The sequence below is a fragment of the Methylococcus geothermalis genome (assembly GCF_012769535.1).
Taxonomy (GTDB): domain Bacteria; phylum Pseudomonadota; class Gammaproteobacteria; order Methylococcales; family Methylococcaceae; genus Methylococcus; species Methylococcus geothermalis.
In genome coordinates, this window is record NZ_CP046565.1 from 2,738,070 (window position 1) to 2,755,737 (window position 17,668).

16 protein-coding genes and 5 tRNA genes are annotated in these 17,668 nt (G+C 61.2%); 2 read left to right on the plus strand and 19 right to left on the minus strand.

Annotated elements, in window-relative coordinates; translation table 11 throughout:
• Positions 1–66: 66 nt before the first annotated feature.
• The 19 genes from rpoB to GNH96_RS12785 form a co-directional block, all read right to left on the minus strand.
• On the minus strand, positions 67–4,143 hold the full coding sequence (gene rpoB, locus GNH96_RS12695; protein WP_169604014.1) for a DNA-directed RNA polymerase subunit beta: 4,077 nt from the start codon (positions 4,141–4,143) through the stop codon (positions 67–69).
• 269 nt (positions 4,144–4,412) lie between these two features.
• Positions 4,413–4,790 (minus strand): 50S ribosomal protein L7/L12, encoded by a 378-nt coding sequence (gene rplL / locus GNH96_RS12700; protein ID WP_169604015.1) that lies wholly within the window; start codon positions 4,788–4,790, stop codon positions 4,413–4,415.
• A gap of 39 nt (positions 4,791–4,829) precedes the next feature.
• Positions 4,830–5,357, minus strand: coding sequence for a 50S ribosomal protein L10 (gene rplJ, locus GNH96_RS12705; protein WP_169604016.1), 528 nt, complete (start codon positions 5,355–5,357; stop codon positions 4,830–4,832).
• 216 nt (positions 5,358–5,573) lie between these two features.
• Positions 5,574–6,269: a 50S ribosomal protein L1 gene (gene rplA, locus GNH96_RS12710; protein WP_169604017.1), complete on the minus strand. Its 696-nt coding sequence runs from the start codon at positions 6,267–6,269 to the stop codon at positions 5,574–5,576.
• Complete coding sequence (gene rplK, locus GNH96_RS12715) at positions 6,269–6,700, minus strand: 50S ribosomal protein L11 (RefSeq protein WP_010960362.1); 432 nt, start codon at positions 6,698–6,700, stop codon at positions 6,269–6,271. The genes rplA and rplK overlap by 1 nt, the downstream gene beginning before the upstream one ends.
• 99 nt (positions 6,701–6,799) lie before the next feature.
• Positions 6,800–7,333 (minus strand): transcription termination/antitermination protein NusG, encoded by a 534-nt coding sequence (nusG, locus tag GNH96_RS12720; protein ID WP_169604018.1) that lies wholly within the window; start codon positions 7,331–7,333, stop codon positions 6,800–6,802.
• A 9-nt stretch (positions 7,334–7,342) separates the two neighbouring features.
• Positions 7,343–7,717 (minus strand): preprotein translocase subunit SecE, encoded by a 375-nt coding sequence (gene secE / locus GNH96_RS12725; protein WP_169604019.1) that lies wholly within the window; start codon positions 7,715–7,717, stop codon positions 7,343–7,345.
• Between the two features lie 59 nt (positions 7,718–7,776).
• Positions 7,777–7,852 (minus strand) — tRNA-Trp (locus GNH96_RS12730).
• Positions 7,853–7,896: 44 nt separating this feature from the next.
• Positions 7,897–9,087, minus strand: a complete 1,191-nt coding sequence (gene tuf, locus GNH96_RS12735; protein ID WP_169604020.1) for an elongation factor Tu — start codon at positions 9,085–9,087, stop codon at positions 7,897–7,899.
• A gap of 66 nt (positions 9,088–9,153) precedes the next feature.
• A tRNA-Thr gene (locus GNH96_RS12740) sits at positions 9,154–9,229 on the minus strand.
• A gap of 30 nt (positions 9,230–9,259) precedes the next feature.
• A tRNA-Gly gene (locus tag GNH96_RS12745) sits at positions 9,260–9,333 on the minus strand.
• Between the two features lie 17 nt (positions 9,334–9,350).
• Positions 9,351–9,435, minus strand: a tRNA-Tyr gene (locus GNH96_RS12750).
• An 80-nt stretch (positions 9,436–9,515) separates the two neighbouring features.
• Positions 9,516–10,079: an aminoacyl-tRNA hydrolase gene (gene pth / locus GNH96_RS12755; protein ID WP_169604021.1), complete on the minus strand. Its 564-nt coding sequence runs from the start codon at positions 10,077–10,079 to the stop codon at positions 9,516–9,518.
• Between the two features lie 14 nt (positions 10,080–10,093).
• Complete coding sequence (locus GNH96_RS12760; protein ID WP_169604022.1) at positions 10,094–10,702, minus strand: 50S ribosomal protein L25/general stress protein Ctc; 609 nt, start codon at positions 10,700–10,702, stop codon at positions 10,094–10,096.
• 48 nt (positions 10,703–10,750) lie between these two features.
• Positions 10,751–11,704, minus strand: coding sequence for a ribose-phosphate diphosphokinase (locus GNH96_RS12765; RefSeq protein WP_169604023.1), 954 nt, complete (start codon positions 11,702–11,704; stop codon positions 10,751–10,753).
• 33 nt (positions 11,705–11,737) lie between these two features.
• A tRNA-Gln gene (locus GNH96_RS12770) sits at positions 11,738–11,812 on the minus strand.
• 6 nt (positions 11,813–11,818) lie between these two features.
• Entirely contained in the window at positions 11,819–12,706 is an 888-nt protein-coding gene (gene ispE, locus GNH96_RS12775; protein WP_169604024.1) for a 4-(cytidine 5'-diphospho)-2-C-methyl-D-erythritol kinase, read from the minus strand.
• The gene (gene lolB / locus GNH96_RS12780; protein ID WP_228719855.1) at positions 12,679–13,290 is read right to left on the minus strand and encodes a lipoprotein insertase outer membrane protein LolB; all 612 of its coding nucleotides are present in this window, start codon (positions 13,288–13,290) and stop codon (positions 12,679–12,681) included. Before lolB ends, ispE begins: the two co-directional genes overlap by 28 nt.
• Positions 13,287–14,984: a tetratricopeptide repeat protein gene (locus GNH96_RS12785; RefSeq protein WP_228719856.1), complete on the minus strand. Its 1,698-nt coding sequence runs from the start codon at positions 14,982–14,984 to the stop codon at positions 13,287–13,289. Before GNH96_RS12785 ends, lolB begins: the two co-directional genes overlap by 4 nt.
• 339 nt (positions 14,985–15,323) lie before the next feature.
• On the opposite strand from GNH96_RS12785, the gene hemA reads away from it, so the two are divergent.
• On the plus strand, positions 15,324–16,586 hold the full coding sequence (hemA, locus tag GNH96_RS12790) for a glutamyl-tRNA reductase (protein WP_169604025.1): 1,263 nt from the start codon (positions 15,324–15,326) through the stop codon (positions 16,584–16,586).
• On the plus strand, positions 16,583–17,665 hold the full coding sequence (gene prfA, locus GNH96_RS12795; protein ID WP_169604026.1) for a peptide chain release factor 1: 1,083 nt from the start codon (positions 16,583–16,585) through the stop codon (positions 17,663–17,665). The genes hemA and prfA overlap by 4 nt, the downstream gene beginning before the upstream one ends.
• The last annotated feature ends 3 nt before the right edge of the window (positions 17,666–17,668 follow it).

Here is a 17,668-nt window from a genome sequence, read left to right on the forward strand (position 1 = left end):
CGTAAATCTCCCAGTCATCAATTCGGAAGGCAGCCGCGAACGGCTGCCTGCTGCGCGGGGCGGCGATCAGTCCTGCTCAAGCTCGATGTTGATCCCGAGCGAACGGATCTCCTTGATCAAGACGTTGAAGGACTCGGGCATGGCGGCCTCCATGCGGTGATCGCCGTCGACGATGTTCTTGTACATCTTGGTCCTGCCGTTCACATCGTCGGATTTCACCGTCAGCATCTCCTGCAAGGTGTAGGCGGCGCCATAGGCTTCCAGTGCCCACACTTCCATTTCACCGAAACGCTGTCCGCCGAACTGGGCCTTGCCGCCCAGCGGCTGTTGGGTCACCAGACTGTACGGACCGGTGGAGCGCGCATGCATCTTGTCGTCGACCAGATGGTTGAGCTTCAGCATGTACATGTAGCCGACCGTCACCGGACGGTCGAAGACGTCGCCGGTGCGTCCGTCGTACAAAGTCGCCTGGCCGCTCTCGGGAAGATCGGCCAGTCTCAGCATGGCCTTGATGTCTTGCTCCGTCGCGCCGTCGAACACCGGGGTCGCCATCGGCACACCGTCCTGCAGGTTGCCTGCGAGTTCCATGACTTCGGCATCGCTCAGGCTGGCGATGTCCTCCTGCCGGCCGCTCACGTTGTAAACCTGGGTCAGGAACGAACGTAGCTCTTCGATCCGGGCCTTGGCTTCCAGCATCCGCCCGATCTTCAGGCCCACCCCTTTGGCTGCCCAGCCGAGATGGGTTTCGAGCACCTGGCCGACGTTCATGCGCGAGGGCACGCCCAGCGGATTCAGCACAATGTCGACCGGCGTGCCGTCGGCCGAATACGGCATGTCTTCCACCGGCACGATGCGCGAAATCACGCCCTTGTTGCCGTGCCGTCCGGCCATCTTGTCGCCCGGCTGGATGCGGCGCTTGACCGCCAGATACACCTTGACCATCTTGAGCACGCCCGGCGCGAGATCATCGCCCATGGTGATCTTGCGGCGCTTCTCTTCGAGGCGCTTGGCGATCTCCTCGCGCTGCTGGGCGATCTGCTCCGCGATCGCTTCGATCTGCAGATTGAGGTCCTCGTCCTGCAGCCGGATCTCCAGCCATTGCGCGGGCTTGATCGAATCCAGGTATTCCCGGGTCACGGTGGCGCCGCGTTTCAAGCCGGCCGGCCCCATGTCGGCCACCTTGCCCAGCACCATCTGCTCGGCACGCTGGTAGAAGTCCTTCTCGATGATGCGAAGCTGGTCGTTCAGGTCCTTGCGGACCTTTTCGATCTCGGCCTCCTCGATCTGGCGGGCGCGTTCATCCTTCTTCACGCCGTCGCGGGTGAACACCTGTACGTCGATGACCGTGCCGTCCATGCCGGAAGGTACGCGCAACGAGGTGTCCTTCACGTCGGAGGCCTTCTCGCCGAAGATCGCACGCAGCAGTTTTTCTTCGGGTGTGAGCTGGGTTTCGCCCTTGGGGGTGACCTTGCCCACCAGGATGTCGCCAGCCTTGACCTCGGCGCCGATATAGACGATGCCGGACTCGTCCAGCTTGGACAGCGCCGCCTCGCCGACGTTCGGGATGTCGGCGGTGATTTCCTCCGGCCCCAGCTTGGTGTCTCGGGCGACGCAGGTCTTCTCCTCGATGTGGATGGTGGTGAAGCGGTCGTCCTGCACCACCCGCTCCGAAATCAGGATCGAGTCTTCGAAGTTGTAGCCGTTCCACGGCATGAACGCGACCAGCAGATTCTGGCCCAGCGCCAATTCCCCCATGTCGGTGGACGGACCGTCCGCCAGAACGTCATTGCGGGCCACCACATCCCCCGGCTTCACCAGCGGTTTCTGGTTGATGCAGGTGTTCTGGTTGGAACGCGTGTACTTGGTCAGGTTGTAGATGTCGACACCGGGGACGCCCGCCTCGGTCTCCTCGTCGTTGACCCGGACCACGATGCGCCCGGCGTCCACGAACTCGACCGTGCCGCCGCGCTTGGCCACGACCGCGACCCCGGAATCGCGGGCGACGATACGCTCCATGCCGGTGCCCACCAGAGGCTTCTCGGTGCGCAGCGTCGGTACCGCCTGGCGCTGCATGTTCGACCCCATCAAGGCACGGTTGGCGTCGTCGTGTTCGAGGAACGGAATCAGGGAAGCGGCGACCGACACGATCTGCTTGGACGACACGTCCATGTAGTTGATGTTCTCGCGCGAAGCCAACGTGAATTCGTCCTTGTGGCGGCACGAGACCAGGTCATCCTTGAGCATGCCCTGCTCATCGACCGAGGCGCTGGCCTGGGCGATGTAGTACTGGCCTTCCTCGATGGCGGACAGGTATTCGATTTCACCCGTCACCCGTCCGTCGACCACCTTCCGATACGGCGTCTCCAGGAAGCCGTATTCGTTGGTACGCGCATACACGGCGAGCGAGTTGATCAGGCCGATGTTCGGACCTTCAGGGGTCTCGATCGGGCAGACGCGACCGTAGTGCGTGGTATGCACGTCGCGCACTTCGAAGCCGGCGCGCTCGCGGGCCAAGCCGCCCGGCCCCAGTGCGGAAACGCGCCGCTTGTGGGTGACTTCCGACAGCGGATTGTTCTGGTCCATGAACTGCGAGAGCTGGCTGGAACCGAAAAACTCCTTGATCGAGGCCGCCACCGGCTTGGCATTGATGATTTCCTGCGGCATGAGACCGTCGGCATCGGGCAGCGACAGACGCTCCTTCACCGCTCGCTCGACCCGCACCAGACCGAGCCGGAACTGGTTCTCCACCATCTCGCCCACGGAGCGCACGCGGCGGTTGCCCAGATGATCGATGTCATCGACCGTGCCGCTGCCGTTACGGATGTTGATCAGCTCCTTCAACACCGCGATGATGTCTCCATTTTCCAGCACACCCGGGCCGGTCGGATCGGCTCGCCCCAGACGACGGTTGAATTTCATCCTACCGACGGCGGAAAGATCGTAGCGCTCGGGGGAAAAGAACAGATTCTCGAAGAGGGTCTGGGCAGCCTCCTTGGTGGGCGGTTCGCCGGGGCGCATCATGCGATAGATCTCCACCAACGCGTCCAGTTGCGTCTCGGTCAGATCGATACGCATGGTGTTGGAGATGTACGGCCCGCGATCGAGATCGTTCACATAGAGGGTGCGGACCTCGGCGATGCCAGCGCCCACGAGACGTCCGTAGACATCCTCGGTGACCTCCTGGTTCACCTTGGCGATGAGTTCGCCCGTCGTCGTATCGACGACGTTGTGCGCGAGTATCTTGCCATACAGATAGTCTTTAGGAACGTCGAGCAGGCTCACATTTTCCTTCTGCAGCATCCGGATGTGGCGCGCCGTGATCCGGTGATCCTTCTCGACCACGAGCTGATCACCGATCCGAATATCGAAGCTTGCGACATCGCCGCGCAGACGCTCGGGGATCAACTCGAGCTGGACACCGCTGGGCGACAGCAGAAAACGATTGGTATCGAAAAATTCACCGATGATCTGTTCGTTGTCGTAACCCAGCGCGCGCAGCAAGACCGTTGCCGGCAGCTTGCGGCGACGGTCGATACGGACGTAAACGCAGTCCTTGTGGTCGAATTCGAAATCCAGCCAGGACCCCCGATAAGGGATGATTCTGGCATTGAACAACAGCTTTCCCGAAGAATGCGTCTTGCCCCGATCGTGATCGAAGAACACGCCGGGCGAACGGTGCAACTGGGAGACGATCACCCGCTCGGTGCCGTTGATGACGAAGGTGCCGTTATCCGTCATGAGCGGAATCTCGCCCATGTAGATTTCCTGCTCCTTGATGTCCTTCACCACCTTGGCATTCGCCGGTGCTTCCTTGTCGTAGACGACCAGACGCACGAGCACGCGCAACGGGGCCGCATAAGTAGTCCCCCGCTGCTGGCACTCCTTGACGTCGAACACCGGATCGCCCAGACGATAGCTCACATATTCGAGCAAAATGTTGCCGGAATGGCTTTTGATCGGGAAAACCGACTTCAACGCCGCATGCAAGCCTTCGTCGCTCCTGCCGGAGGGCTGCCTGTCGAGTTGCAAAAACCGCCGGTACGAGTCAACCTGTGTCGCCAGAAGATAGGGGACCTCCAGCACGTCCTGGCGCTTTCCGAAACTCTTGCGAATTCGTTTTTTCTCGGTAAACGAGTAAGCCATGTTGGTTCCTGACCTGAGTTTGGTTTGCTTGAAATATCGTGAGCCCAAAGCCTTCGAGAGGCTATGCCGGCAGTATCGGGGATATGCCCGCGCTCGTTATCGGGTTGCCACGTGTGATACGGAGGACGGCATAGTGGCATGGACGGAAGATCGGAGTTGACAAGGTAACCGATTCCGTAACAATCCGCAAACGCCGAAAGGCCGGCAGCGCAAAGCTGCCAGCCTGATTCGAAGCTATTCCTTAAAAGGAGCGGGTGTGCAACGTTACGTTACTTAACGTCTACAGCTGCGCCGGCTTCTTCCAGCTTCTTTTTGATGTCGTCGGCTTCCTGCTTGGAAATGCCTTCCTTGACGGTGGAGGGCACGCCCTCGACCAGATCTTTCGCTTCCTTCAGCCCCAGACCGGTGATCTCGCGGATCGCCTTGATCACGTTGACCTTGTTGGCGCCGAAGCTGGTCAGGACCACATCGAATTCGGTCTTCTCCTCAACCACAGGCGCTGCTGCGCCTGCCGCTGCAGGAGCCACCGCGACCGCGGCTGCCGCCGAAACGCCGAACTTCTCCTCCATCGCCGAGATGAGATCCACGACCTCCATCACGGTCATGTTGGAAATGGTCTCAAGGATGTCTTCTTTGGAAACTGCCATGATAATTACTCCGAAATGTCTTTCTGCAAGCCCGGCGGATCACGCCGCCTGCTTCTGATCCCGAACCGCCGCCACGGTGCGCACGAACTTCGCGTGCGGTTCCGCCAGGGTACGGACGAACTTCTCGATCGGCGCCTTCATCGTGCCCATCAACATGCTGAGCGCCTGCTCGCGGTTCGGCAGCGATGCCAAACGCTCGAGCTCGGAAGGACCGTATTGTTTGCCGCCAACCGCCACCAACTTCACGACAAGCTTGTCGTTGGTCTTGGCGAATGCGCTGACTACGCGGGCTGCTGAGCCCGGGTCCTCAAGGGAAAACGCGAGAATCAAGGGACCTACCAAGCCGTCCTGCATGCACTCGAAACTCGTGCCTTCAACGGCTTTGCGCGCCAAGGTGTTCTTGACCACGCGCAGGTAAACCCCAGACTCCCGCGCTTCCTTGCGGAGCCGCGTCAGAGCGGAGACACTCAGTCCCCGGTACTCTGCCGCAACTGCGGAGTGCGCTTGCGCGGCAACGGCTGCAACCTCGGCGACGACCGCTTTCTTGTCATCGAGTCTCAGTGCCACTCGTTACCTCCAGAAAAAGCTGAATAGTTTGGGAAACCATTCAGAGCCATGTCACCCCAACCGAGGCCGGGGACTCTTGTAACGGCTCCCTTCGCCGATATTCGGCTTCAGTCACCGTCTGCGCAGGCTGGATCGATTAAGTGCACAAGGCACGCCTGCGGTCTTTGACGGTTACCGGAAACCCGGCAACCCAAAGTTACATGATTTGTTACGGTTCTACGCGGTCAGCGTGTTCTGGTCGACCGTCAGGCCGGGGCCCATGGTCGACGATACCGTGATCTTCTTGACATACACGCCCTTCGACGTGCTCGGCTTGAGCTTTTTGAGATCCACCAGCAAGGCTTCCAGATTCTCTTTCAGCGCCGCCGGCTCAAAGCTGAGTTTGCCGATCGTGCAATGGATGATGCCCTTCTTGTCGGTGCGGTAGCGGACTTGGCCAGCCTTGGCGTTCTTGACCGCCGTGGCGACATCCGGCGTGACGGTGCCGGTCTTGGGGTTCGGCATCAGTCCGCGCGGACCGAGAATCTGGCCCAACTGGCCCACGACGCGCATGGCATCCGGCGCCGCGATGACGACGTCGAAATTCAGCTCACCGGCCTTCACCTGGGCACCCAGATCGTCCATGCCGACGATGTCCGCGCCCGCCGCCAAGGCGGCCTCGGCATTCGCCCCCTGGGCGAACACCGCCACCCGAACCGACTTGCCTGTCCCGTTGGGCAGCACGGTCGCACCGCGCACGGCCTGATCGGACTTGCGGGGATCGACGCCGAGATTGACGGCCACATCCACCGACTCGACGAATTTGACGGAGCTGACCGATTTCAGGACATTCAGCGCTTCCTCGATCGCATAAGCCTTGCCGGACTGAACCTGTTCTTTGATCGACTTGATCCGCTTGGTCAAACGAGCCATCACACACCCTCCACAATCAGACCCATGCTGGTCGCGCTACCCGCAATCGTACGCACGGCCGCGTCCATATCCGCCGCCGTCAAATCCGGCATCTTCATCTTGGCGATTTCCTCCAACTGGGCCCGCGTAACCGTTCCGACCTTGTCGGTGTTCGGCTTCGAGCTGCCGGATTTCAGTCCGAGCGCCTTCTTCAGCAACACGGAAGCCGGTGGCGTCTTGGTGATGAACGTGAAGCTGCGGTCGGCATACACCGTGATGACGACGGGAAGCGGCAAGCCCTTCTCGACGTTCTGGGTCTGGGCATTGAATGCCTTGCAGAACTCCATGATATTGACACCGCGCTGACCGAGCGCCGGCCCGACCGGCGGGCTCGGATTGGCTTCGCCAGCCTTGACCTGAAGCTTGATGTAGCCTGTGATTTTCTTTGCCATTTTCTGACTCCTATGGGTACGAACGCCTGTGAGGCTCCCCTAAATAAATAAAAAAGGGCCCGCGACGGCAGCCACGGCCCCTGCTTGCAACCGCCTCGCCTAGCCTTTTTCGACCTGTCCGAATTCGAGCTCGACAGGCGTGGATCGTCCAAAAATGAGGACGGAAACTCTGAGCTTGCTCTTCTCGTAGTTGACTTCTTCGACGACGCCATTGAAGTCTTTGAACGGACCGTCGATGACGCGAACGACTTCGCCGACTTCGTAAAGCACCTTGTGCTTGGGCTTCTTGACCCCTTCCTCCACGCGCGCCAGAATCGCTTCCGCCTCGGCATCGGTGATCGGCGCGGGATGGTCCGGCGTCCCGCCGACAAAACCCAACACCCGCGGCACGTCGCGCACCAGATGCCAAGTGTCGTCGTTCAACTCCATCTGGACCAGCACGTAGCCCGGGAAAAATTTCCGCTCGCCTTTACGCTGCTGGCCCTGCCGCATCTCGAGCACTTCCTCGGTGGGCACCAGAATTTTGCCGAAAAAGCGCTCCAGCCCGGCCCGGGCGATCCGCTCCTCCAAAGAGCGCTTCACGCGGTTCTCAAAATTCGAATAAGCTTGGATAACGTACCAGCGTAGCGCCATGACCGCCCCTTACCCCGTGATCGAGGTGATTGCCCAGAACAGGAGCATGTCGAGCAGCCAGAGGAAAATTCCGACAAAAAACACCAGCGCGACAACCATCAAAGTAGCCTGAGCGGCCTCCTGCCTCGTCGGCCAGACCACTTTTCGCACTTCGATGCGCGATTCGCGGAAAAATCCGAGCAACGTCCGACCCTTGGCTGTTGTGGACACGAGTCCCGCCGCGAATACCCCGGCGCCGATGAGCCCAAGAGTGCGATAGACGATCGAATAATCGCCGAAATAGTAGTATCCGACGATGCCCGCGAATAGAAATACCAGCGCAAGAACGAGCTTGACGGTATCCAGACCGGAAACACCGGACTCTGAAGTAGTTTGAGTAGACATGCGCCGGACTGCTATGAAATAAAAGGGGGCGCCCATTACCGGGCGCCCACATCATGTCGTGGCAGGCCAGGAGGGGCTCGAACCCCCAACCTGCGGTTTTGGAGACCGCTGCTCTACCAATTGAGCTACTGACCTAAATAAATATCGGATGCGAGCGAAACCCGTTCGCTCTGCCGCCCTTACTCGATGATCTTGGAGACAACGCCCGCGCCGACGGTACGACCGCCTTCGCGCACCGCAAACCGCAACCCTTCGTCCATCGCGATCGGCGCGATCAGCTTCACTTCGATCTTGACGTTGTCGCCGGGCATGACCATCTCGACCCCTTCCGGCAGCGTCACCGAGCCGGTGACGTCGGTGGTCCGGAAGTAGAACTGCGGCCGGTAGCCATTGAAGAACGGGGTATGACGACCGCCTTCTTCCTTGGACAGGACGTAGATTTCGGCTTCGAAGTGGGTGTGCGGGGTGATGGTGCCGGGCTTGGCCAGCACTTGCCCGCGTTCGACGTCTTCGCGCTTGGTGCCACGCAGCAGGACGCCGATGTTGTCGCCGGCCTGACCCTGGTCGAGCAGCTTGCGGAACATTTCCACGCCCGTGCAGGTGGTCTTGGTCGTGGGCCTGATGCCGACGATTTCGATTTCTTCGCCAACCTTGATGACGCCGCGCTCGACGCGCCCGGTGACGACGGTGCCGCGCCCGGAGATCGAGAAGACGTCTTCGATCGGCATGAGGAACGGACGGTCGATGGCGCGCTCGGGCTCGGGAATGTAGTCGTCCAGGGCCTGCACCAGGGCTTCGATGGCGGGTACGCCGATCTCGCTGGTGTCGCCTTCCAGCGCCTTCAGGGCAGAGCCCCGGATGATCGGGATGTCGTCGCCGGGGAAATCATACTTGGAGAGCAGTTCCCGCAGCTCCATTTCGACCAGTTCGACCAGTTCGGGGTCGTCGACCATGTCCACCTTGTTCAGGAACACGACGATGTAAGGGACGCCCACCTGGCGCGCCAGCAGGATGTGCTCGCGGGTCTGCGGCATCGGGCCGTCGGCGGCGGAGCAGACCAGGATGGCGCCGTCCATCTGCGCCGCGCCGGTGATCATGTTCTTGACGTAGTCGGCATGACCAGGGCAGTCGACATGGGCGTAATGGCGCGCCTTCGACTCATATTCCACGTGCGCGGTCGCGATGGTGATGCCGCGGGCGCGCTCTTCGGGCGCGGCGTCAATCTGGTCGTACGCCTTGAATTCGCCCCCGAACTTCTCCGCCATGCACTTGGTCAGGGCCGCCGTCAGCGTCGTCTTCCCGTGATCCACGTGACCTATCGTTCCCACATTCACATGCGGCTTCGTGCGCGTAAATTTCTCTTTGGACATCCGCCAACACCCCTGATTCGGCTATTTCAATTTCAATTCAGTCAAAAACGATTCACAGATATACGATGGAGCCCATAACCGGACTTGAACCGGTGACCTCTTCCTTACCAAGGAAGTGCTCTACCGACTGAGCTATATGGGCAAATCAATTTGTAAAGCGCCATCACAACACTGGAGCGGGTGATGGGAATCGAACCCACACCATCAGCTTGGAAGGCTGAGGTTCTACCATTGAACTACACCCGCGTACCACAAAATCCAATTGGTGGAGGGGGAAGGATTCGAACCTTCGAAGGCTGAGCCGTCAGATTTACAGTCTGATCCCTTTGACCGCTCGGGAACCCCTCCTAAGCGGAAAGCGCGCATTCTTCCAGAGTCCTGCGGCCGTGTCAAGCAAACGTCAGTTTGTCTTCCCGCAGCGCACGCCTTCAAACGTGCAAGCGGTTCATCGCTTGGTCGACGTTACCCGCCAGCAACTCGGGCAGACAGCCCGCGGCTTTTTCGATCGCCCCGAATATGGCTTGGCGATCGACGGCGGAAGGTGCCGCCAGAACATAGTCCGCCACCGCCATGGGACCGACCGGGCGCCCGATTCCGATCCGCAACCGCATGAATTTCCCGCTTCCCAGTCGAGCCATGATGTCGCGGAGGCCGTTATGCCCGCCGTGACCACCGTCCCGCTTGATGCGAACCACCCCAGGCTCGAAATCGAGTTCGTCATGAACCACCAGGACATGCTCGGGCGCGATCTTGTAAAACCTGGCTATCGCTGCGACTGCGAGCCCGCTCCGGTTCATGAAGGTCAAAGGCTCCATGAGGTAGATGGGCTCGGCTGCCTCGATCGTGCCCACGCGGCCATGGAAACGGGATTCTTCCCGCAATACGCAGGCGTGGGCGGACGCCAGTCTGTCAACAAACCAAAACCCGGCATTATGCCGGGTTTTGTCATAGGCCGGACCCGGGTTGCCCAGGCCGACAATCAGCTTGACCATCCCACCCGGACCGATCAGCCCGCCTCGCCCTCGCCGCTTTCCGCGGTGCGCGGCGCATGCACGGAAACCACCGGAAGATCGTGGCCGGCACCCTGGGTCAGCGCATGGATTTCGACCCCGGCCGGCAGCTTCAGGTCGGAAAGATGGACGATATCGCCGATATCGAGCTGAGCCAGATCGACTTCGATGTACTCGGGCAGATCTTTGGAGAAGCAGTGCACCTCCACATCCACCATGCTATGGGATACGACCCCGCCCCTCTTGACGCCCACCGAAGATTCCTGATTGATGAAATGCAGCGGCACGTGCACGCGAATCTTGTCAGCCGCGTTGACACGCAGAAAATCCATGTGCATCACGATGGGCTTGGCGGGGTGGCGTTGCACGGCTTTCAAAATGGCGCTTTCTTCGCGACCGTCGAACCGAATCGTCAGCACGTGCGAGTATGTGGCTTCGTTTTCCAGACTCTTGACGACCTTGTGATGCTCCAGCAACAGCGGCACCGGCTCGCCGCCGCCGCCATAAAGCACCGCGGGGACCTTGCCGGCATGGCGCAGGCGGCGGGACGCACCCTTCCCCAACTGATGTCGCAACTCGGCTTCAAATTCGAAACTGCCTACCATCTCTTTCTCCAAAATACTCTTAGCAGATATTGAAAAACGGGGACGCCATCAATCCACATACAGCGAACTGACCGACTCCCCCATGGCGATACGGCGGATGGTCTCCGCCAGCATTTCGGCAATGGTCAATTGCCGGATTCTTCCGCAGGCTCGGGCCCGCTCCTGCAACGGGATCGTGTCGGTCACCACCAACTCATCGAGCATCGATGCCTCGATATTGTCGACAGCGGGTCCGGAAAGCACGGGGTGCGTGCAATACGCCACCACTTTTTCGGCGCCGTGCTCCTTCAAGGCACCGGCAGCTTTACATAGGGTGCCGGCGGTATCGACGAGGTCGTCGACCATGACGCAGGTCCGCCCACGGACATCGCCGATGATGTTCATGACCTTCGCCTCGTTCGCGCGCGGACGGCGCTTGTCGATGATGGCCAGATCGGCGTCATCGAGCCGCTTGGCCAGCGCCCGGGCCCTGACCACCCCGCCGACGTCGGGCGACACCACCATGAGGTCGGGATATTTCTGGCGCCAGACATCGCCGAGCAATATCGGCGAAGCATAGACGTTGTCCACAGGCACGTCGAAAAAGCCTTGAATCTGATCGGCGTGAAGGTCCACCGTCAGCACCCGATCGGCACCGGCGGCGCAGATCATCTTGGCCACCAGTTTCGCAGTGATGGGAACCCTGGCGGAGCGAATGCGCCGATCCTGCCTCGCGTAGCCGAAATAGGGGATGACCGCGGTGATGACCGATGCGGACGACCGGCGCAAAGCGTCGATCATGACGAGAAGCTCCATGAGATTCTCGTTGATGGGCTGCGAGGTGGGCTGAATGACGAACACTTCGCGCCCGCGCACGTGCTCCTCGATCTCGACCGCGATTTCGCCGTCACTGAACCGCCCCACGGTCGCCATGCCCAGGCGCATGTTGAGCTTGCGCACAACGCCTTCGGCAAGGGGGAGATTTGCATTACCCGAGAACACCATGAAGGAGGTGTCGGTCATCGTGCACTCCAGATATCGACACAGACAGGGAGTTGGCTGGGGCGCCAGGATTCGAACCTGGGAATGCCGGGATCAAAACCCGGTGCCTTACCGCTTGGCTACGCCCCAAAAAAATCAAATGCAGGATGACAGCCCGCTCAGCGCCTCGTAGAGAGGCGACAGGTTGCGGCCGGACGCCACCATGGCAGTCCAGGCGCCGGCCAACGCCTCATGCGAGGCTCTGGCCTCTTCCTCGCTGCCATGGACCGAATACACGCAGGCGCCGGTGCCCGTCAGACGGACATCCGGGGAATACTTCGCCAGCGCGCGCATCGCCTCGGCCACGACCGGGTATCGACGCACGACGGCATCGAGACAATGATTCTCGTGGCTTCCCGCAAGGAAGTCGGCTATTGTGATCGGCTCATTATCCCTTGTCAAATCGGGGGCGCCAAAAATCTCGGCGGTCGAGACATGGCAAGGCGGCACGACGATGACGTACCAGGGCTCGGGCAGTTCCACGATCTGCAACCTTTCGCCCACCCCTTCCGCCCACGCGGCGTGGCCGAACACGAAGATGGGCACATCGGCTCCCAGCCGCAGACCGACACTCATCAGCGTCTCCCTATCCAGACCCAACGCCCACAAGCGGTTCAGCGCCACCAGCGTGGTCGCGGCATCCGAGCTTCCGCCACCCAGGCCGCCGCCCATCGGCAGGTTTTTTTCCAAGATGATATCCGCCCCGGCGGACACACCGGCGTAGTCTTTCAGCAACTGGGCAGCGCGGATGATCAGATTCTGCTCCGCCGGCACGCCTGCCAGCGGTTCCCGCAGCGCAAGCTCGCCGGAAGCATTGGCTCGAAACTCGAGCCAATCGCACCAATCCACGAACTGGAAGACCGTCTGCAGGTTATGGTAGCCGTCGGCGCGGCGACCCGTGATCCGGAGAGTCAGATTGAGCTTCGCCGGCGCAGGCAGGCGCAGAGAGGGCGACTTCATACCCGAGAATTCCCGATGGTCCATTCGTCCGCGAACAGCTTCAGCTTGAGCGAGCGCCCCTGGATCAGTACTTTCTGCGGCAGCACGAACCGGTCCCAGTCGCGATAGCGCTCGTAATCGAGGGACCATTCCGCCTGCTTCAGATGCTTGAGACGGCCATCCGGATACAGATCCATGTCTTCGCTTGCCTCACCCGGCGCCGATACGCCCAAAACCCAGTAGCGCAAGCTCTGCAGCGGAATGGAAAATCCCAGTTTTTCCTTCAAAAGAGCGTCGGGATCACGGGAAATCCTTTCGTTCCCATGACCTTCGTTGATGAGAATCAGGTCGTCCTGGAGGACGATGGAAACCGTCCCCTGATTCAAGGGGCCGGAAACCAGCAAGCGATCCTGGCGCCCGTCATGGTCCCAGGCCAGGCTGGCCTGCCAGGCATCGTCCGGGGTCTGCACCGCGATGCGCCCTTCCAGCCGCCAACGCTCCAGGCCGGCCAGGTGCGCAGCATCCACCGCGGCAGGCCGAGTCTGCACCCGGGTGCAGCCGTGCAACCCAATGACTATCGACAACACGACCAGGACCGCCGCGGCGCAAGAAAACCGATCAGGCATCATGGAGCCAGCAGGTCCGGATAGCGCGCCTTGATCCGCTGCATATCCTCGTGCTCGGGCGCTTTCTTCCAGGCCTCGCGCAGAATTTTCCTGGCTTCCTGGCGCTTGCCCGACTCCAGCAGCACCTCGCCCAGGTGCGATGCGATCTCCGGATCCTGAACCTTGTCGTAAGCCCGGCGCAGATATTCGACGGCTTCGGCGTAATTGTGCAGCCGGTACTGCAGCCAGCCATAGCTGTCGAGTATCGCAGGATCGTCGGGCTTGAGCCGGATCGCCCGATCCAGATAACCCTTGGCCTCGTCCAGCCGCTCGCCTCGCTCGACGAGCGTGTAGCCCAATGCGTTCAAGGCATGGGGGTCATCGGGATTCTTCTCCAGCAATTGGCGCAGATCCGACTCCAGCACATCGAACCGGCCGACATTTTCCGCCACCAGGGCACGGGCATAGAGCAGATCGGCCTGCCCCGGCCACTCCACCAGCGCCTCGGTCAGCAGGTTGAAGGCGTCTTCATAGTTTTTGTTCTTGGAAAGCAGCTCCGCTTCCAAAAGGTACAGCCGCACCGATTCGTTCGGAAAACGCTTGCGCACCTCGGCCAGCCGGGTTCGCGCCTCCGTCAGCCGGCCCAGGCTGATCAGGGCGGTAATGCTGTTCACCCGAGCGTCGAACTCGGTCGGACCGGTCGTGACACGGTCGAACCAGCCCACCGCGTCGCTCAAGCGACCCTTGCGGGCATCGACCAGCCCCAGATAGAAGTACGCCTGAACCCGCCATTTCTCGGACGTCGCCAGTCCCGCGAACTCGCGCCGGGCCGCATCGAGCTGGCCCAAATCGATGAGCGCCAGGCCCAGCCCGAACCGCGCATCCTGATTGCCCGGCTCCTTGGCTACGATATGCGCCAACTCGCGCCGAGCGCCTTCGATATCGCCGGACTTGATCAGGAACTGCGAGTAGATGAGGCGCAATCTGGCATTATCGGGATCCCGTTTGAGCGCCCGCCGGATCATTTCGCCAGCCGCCGCCGAATCGCCCATTTGCGCCATGACCTGCGCCTGCAGCACCCGCGCCCGGCTCCAGTCCGGATGCAGCGCCAAGGCTTCCTCGGTTTCGCTCAACGCCCGTTGGAACTCCCCTTGATTGGCGGCGAGCAAGGCTGCTGCGAAATGAAGCTCGGCCATGCCCGGAAACGACCGAAGCAATGCATTCATGAATGCCGCCGCATCCTCTTTCGGCACCTCGCCGCCCAGCACTTTCACCAGCTCGATCAGGGTGTTCTCCAAGTCGGCGTCCGGCAGCGTCAGCAAGATCTTCATTTGCGCCACTGCCTCGTCACGCCTCCCAGCCTTTAGGTAAAGCAGGGCGGCCATGCGGCGTGCCACGGCATTGCGGGGTTCGCGCTCCAGCCAGAGCGATACGCTCTCGATCGCTTCCGGATACTTTTTCACGAACAACGCGATCTGGGTCGCCCGCTCTGCGATGCGTGCATCGCGCGACAGGCGCGCGGCCTGAAGGTAGTGGTCGAGTGCGGCCTCGTACTGACCGCGCTGGCCGGCCAATTCCCCGGCCAACACCAGGTACACGAGCTGGGACTTGGGCGTCAGCGGTTTGACCGCCCCGCTGATTTCGGCCTCGTCGTTCCAGAATGTTTCATCTGCCGACTTGGTTCGATGACCCGCGCATCCAAATGCCAGCGCGATCAACAGCAATCCCGGCAAAGTACCTGCACCGCCGGGCCAGAGTTTTCGTATCCGAATTTTAGGCACTATCGTCCCGCGAGTTGCGCGTAGGAAATCCAAAGCTTGAGACAGAAGCAACCGGACAGGCTGAAGCTTTCCCTGCATCCCACCAGCGCCGATGTTCTGGGATATTTGGAGGAGGACGCGGGATTACCGATGTTGCTTGCGACGCTGGCCAGAACCGATTTTTCCGAGCGAAATTGTACCCTTTCCCGATAAGCCGGCAAGACTTAGGCATCGGTGAAATTGGATTAAGGGTGCATTTTCATTAAAATCGGCGTCTGTTTCAGCCACCTGCTCACCATGGCGATCCTGACTTTAGGCGTCAATCACACCACCGCACCGGTTTCGATCAGGGAGCGTCTGGCCTTTCCCGCCGACCATTTGCAATTCGCCCTGCAAGACCTGATCGGCCTGCCGCAGGTGGGCGAAGCGGCCATCCTGTCGACCTGCAACCGCACCGAAGTGTATTGCGAACTCGAAGGGCGCGATCAGCGGCCCATCGTCGACTGGATACGCGGGCAGCGGCAGCTCGACGACCAGGACATCGCCCAATACCTTTACTCCCATGTCGATGCCGGCACGATCCGGCATATGTTCCGCGTCGCCTGCGGTCTGGACTCCATGATCCTGGGCGAGCCGCAGATCCTCGGCCAGATGAAGACCGCCTATCAGGCGGCCCGGGACGCCGGCACCGTCGGGAAGGTTCTGACCAAGCTGTTCCACCACACCTTCGCCGCCGCCAAGAAGGTCCGCACCGACACGGCGATCGGCTGCAGCCCCGTATCGGTCGCCTTCGCCGCCATCCGCTTGGCCCAGCGCATCTTCGACGACCTGAGCGATCTGACCGCCATCCTCATCGGCGCAGGCGAGACCATCGAGCTGACGGCACGGCACTTGAGCGAAAACCGGATCGGCCACATCATCATCGCCAACCGGACTTTCGACCGGGCCCATACCCTGGCCCACCAGTTCGACGGCTTCGCGATCTCGCTGGAAGAGCTGCCCAAACACCTCGCCAAGGCCGACATCATCGTGGCATCCACCGGCAGCCCCCTGCCCATCCTCGGCAAGGGCAGCATCGAGAGCGCGCTGCGCAGCCGCCGCCACAAGCCGATGTTCATCGTGGACTTGGCGGTACCGCGGGACATCGAGCCCGAGGTCGAGCAGCTCCCGGACGTCTATCTGTACACCGTCGACGACCTGCAGCACACCGTCGAGGAAAACCTCAAGACCCGGCAGGAAGCCGCCCTCCAGGCGGAGGAAATCATCGACCTGGAGGTCGAGCATTTCCTGGCCTGGCTCCGGGCCCAGGCCGCGACCGACACCATCCGCGACGTCCGGAGCTACGCCGAGCAGCACCGCGACGCGGCCTTGGAGCGGGCGCTGCGGGAGCTGCGCCGTGGCAAGAGCGCCGAGGACACCCTGCGCTGGCTGGCGGAAACCCTGACCAACAAGATCATTCATGCGCCCAGTTCGCAAATCTGGCAGGCGGGCGTGAACGAACGCGCCGACATCGTCGCCGCGGCGCGCGAAATCTTTCAACTCAAAGACCCCGATACGTGAATCCTTCCGTTCAGCAGAAACTCGAGAACCTGTCCCATCGCTTCGAAGAAATCACCGGCCTCCTGGCCACCCCGGAAGTCCAGAACGATCAAAACCGGTTCAAGGCCCTGAGCCGTGAATATGCCCAGCTGGAACCCTGCATCAACTGCTTCCGGCAGTACCAGGAAACCCTGGAGAACATCAAATACGCACAAACCCTGCTCCAGGATAAGGATGCGGACGTCCGCAGCCTGGCGCGGGAAGAGCTCGATGCCGGCCGGAAACGCAGCGAAGCTCTGGAACTGGAGTTGCAGGTCCTGCTGCTGCCACGCGATCCCAACGACGAGCGCAACGTCTTTCTCGAAGTCCGTGCCGGCACCGGCGGTGCGGAAGCGGCGATCTTCGCCGGTGACCTGCAGCGCATGTACAGCCGCTATGCCGAACAGCGAGGCTGGAAGACCGAGATCGTCAGCGAAAGCGAGGGTGAGCACGGCGGCTACAAGGAAGTCGTGATGCGCATCAGCGGCCAGAACGTCTATTCGCGGCTCAAATTCGAAGCTGGCACCCACCGCGTGCAGCGGGTCCCCGCCACTGAGGCCCAGGGCCGCATCCACACCTCGGCTTGTACGGTGGCGATCCTGCCGGAAGTCGACGAGGTCGAGATCGACATCAACCCCGCCGACCTCCGCGTCGACACCTTTCGCGCCTCCGGGGCCGGCGGCCAGCACGTGAATCGGACCGATTCGGCCATACGCATCACCCACATCCCGACCGGCACCGTGGTGGAGTGCCAGGACGAACGCTCCCAGCACAAGAACCGGGCGCGCGCCATGTCCCTGCTTCAGGCTCGTATTCTGGCCGCGGCTCAGGACAAGCAGAATTCCGACATCGCTGCATCGCGCAGACTGCAGGTCGGCAGCGGCGACCGCTCCGAACGCATCCGCACCTACAACTTCCCGCAAGGGCGGCTCACCGATCACCGCATCAATCTCACTTTGTACCGGCTGGACGCCATCATGGAAGGCGATCTCGACCCGGTGATCGATCCCCTGATGCAGGAACATCAGGCCGACATGCTGGCCAGCCTGGCAGAAACCTGAAGG

What these genes read in the sequence shown, in the direction of transcription:
- ispE (WP_169604024.1), bottom strand. Translation starts at nt 12,706, where the DNA reads ATGGACCATCGGGAATTCTCGGGTATGAAGTCGCCCTCTCTGCGCCTG.
- pth (WP_169604021.1), bottom strand. Translation starts at nt 10,079, where the DNA reads ATGGTCAAGCTGATTGTCGGCCTGGGCAACCCGGGTCCGGCCTATGAC.
- rpoB (WP_169604014.1), bottom strand. Translation starts at nt 4,143, where the DNA reads ATGGCTTACTCGTTTACCGAGAAAAAACGAATTCGCAAGAGTTTCGGA.
- secE (WP_169604019.1), bottom strand. Translation starts at nt 7,717, where the DNA reads ATGTCTACTCAAACTACTTCAGAGTCCGGTGTTTCCGGTCTGGATACC.
- hemA (WP_169604025.1), top strand. Translation starts at nt 15,324, where the DNA reads ATGGCGATCCTGACTTTAGGCGTCAATCACACCACCGCACCGGTTTCG.
- GNH96_RS12765 (WP_169604023.1), bottom strand. Translation starts at nt 11,704, where the DNA reads ATGACCGACACCTCCTTCATGGTGTTCTCGGGTAATGCAAATCTCCCC.
- tuf (WP_169604020.1), bottom strand. Translation starts at nt 9,087, where the DNA reads ATGTCCAAAGAGAAATTTACGCGCACGAAGCCGCATGTGAATGTGGGA.
- lolB (WP_228719855.1), bottom strand. Translation starts at nt 13,290, where the DNA reads ATGATGCCTGATCGGTTTTCTTGCGCCGCGGCGGTCCTGGTCGTGTTG.
- rplA (WP_169604017.1), bottom strand. Translation starts at nt 6,269, where the DNA reads ATGGCTCGTTTGACCAAGCGGATCAAGTCGATCAAAGAACAGGTTCAG.
- rplK (WP_010960362.1), bottom strand. Translation starts at nt 6,700, where the DNA reads ATGGCAAAGAAAATCACAGGCTACATCAAGCTTCAGGTCAAGGCTGGC.
- GNH96_RS12760 (WP_169604022.1), bottom strand. Translation starts at nt 10,702, where the DNA reads ATGGTAGGCAGTTTCGAATTTGAAGCCGAGTTGCGACATCAGTTGGGG.
- nusG (WP_169604018.1), bottom strand. Translation starts at nt 7,333, where the DNA reads ATGGCGCTACGCTGGTACGTTATCCAAGCTTATTCGAATTTTGAGAAC.
- rplL (WP_169604015.1), bottom strand. Translation starts at nt 4,790, where the DNA reads ATGGCAGTTTCCAAAGAAGACATCCTTGAGACCATTTCCAACATGACC.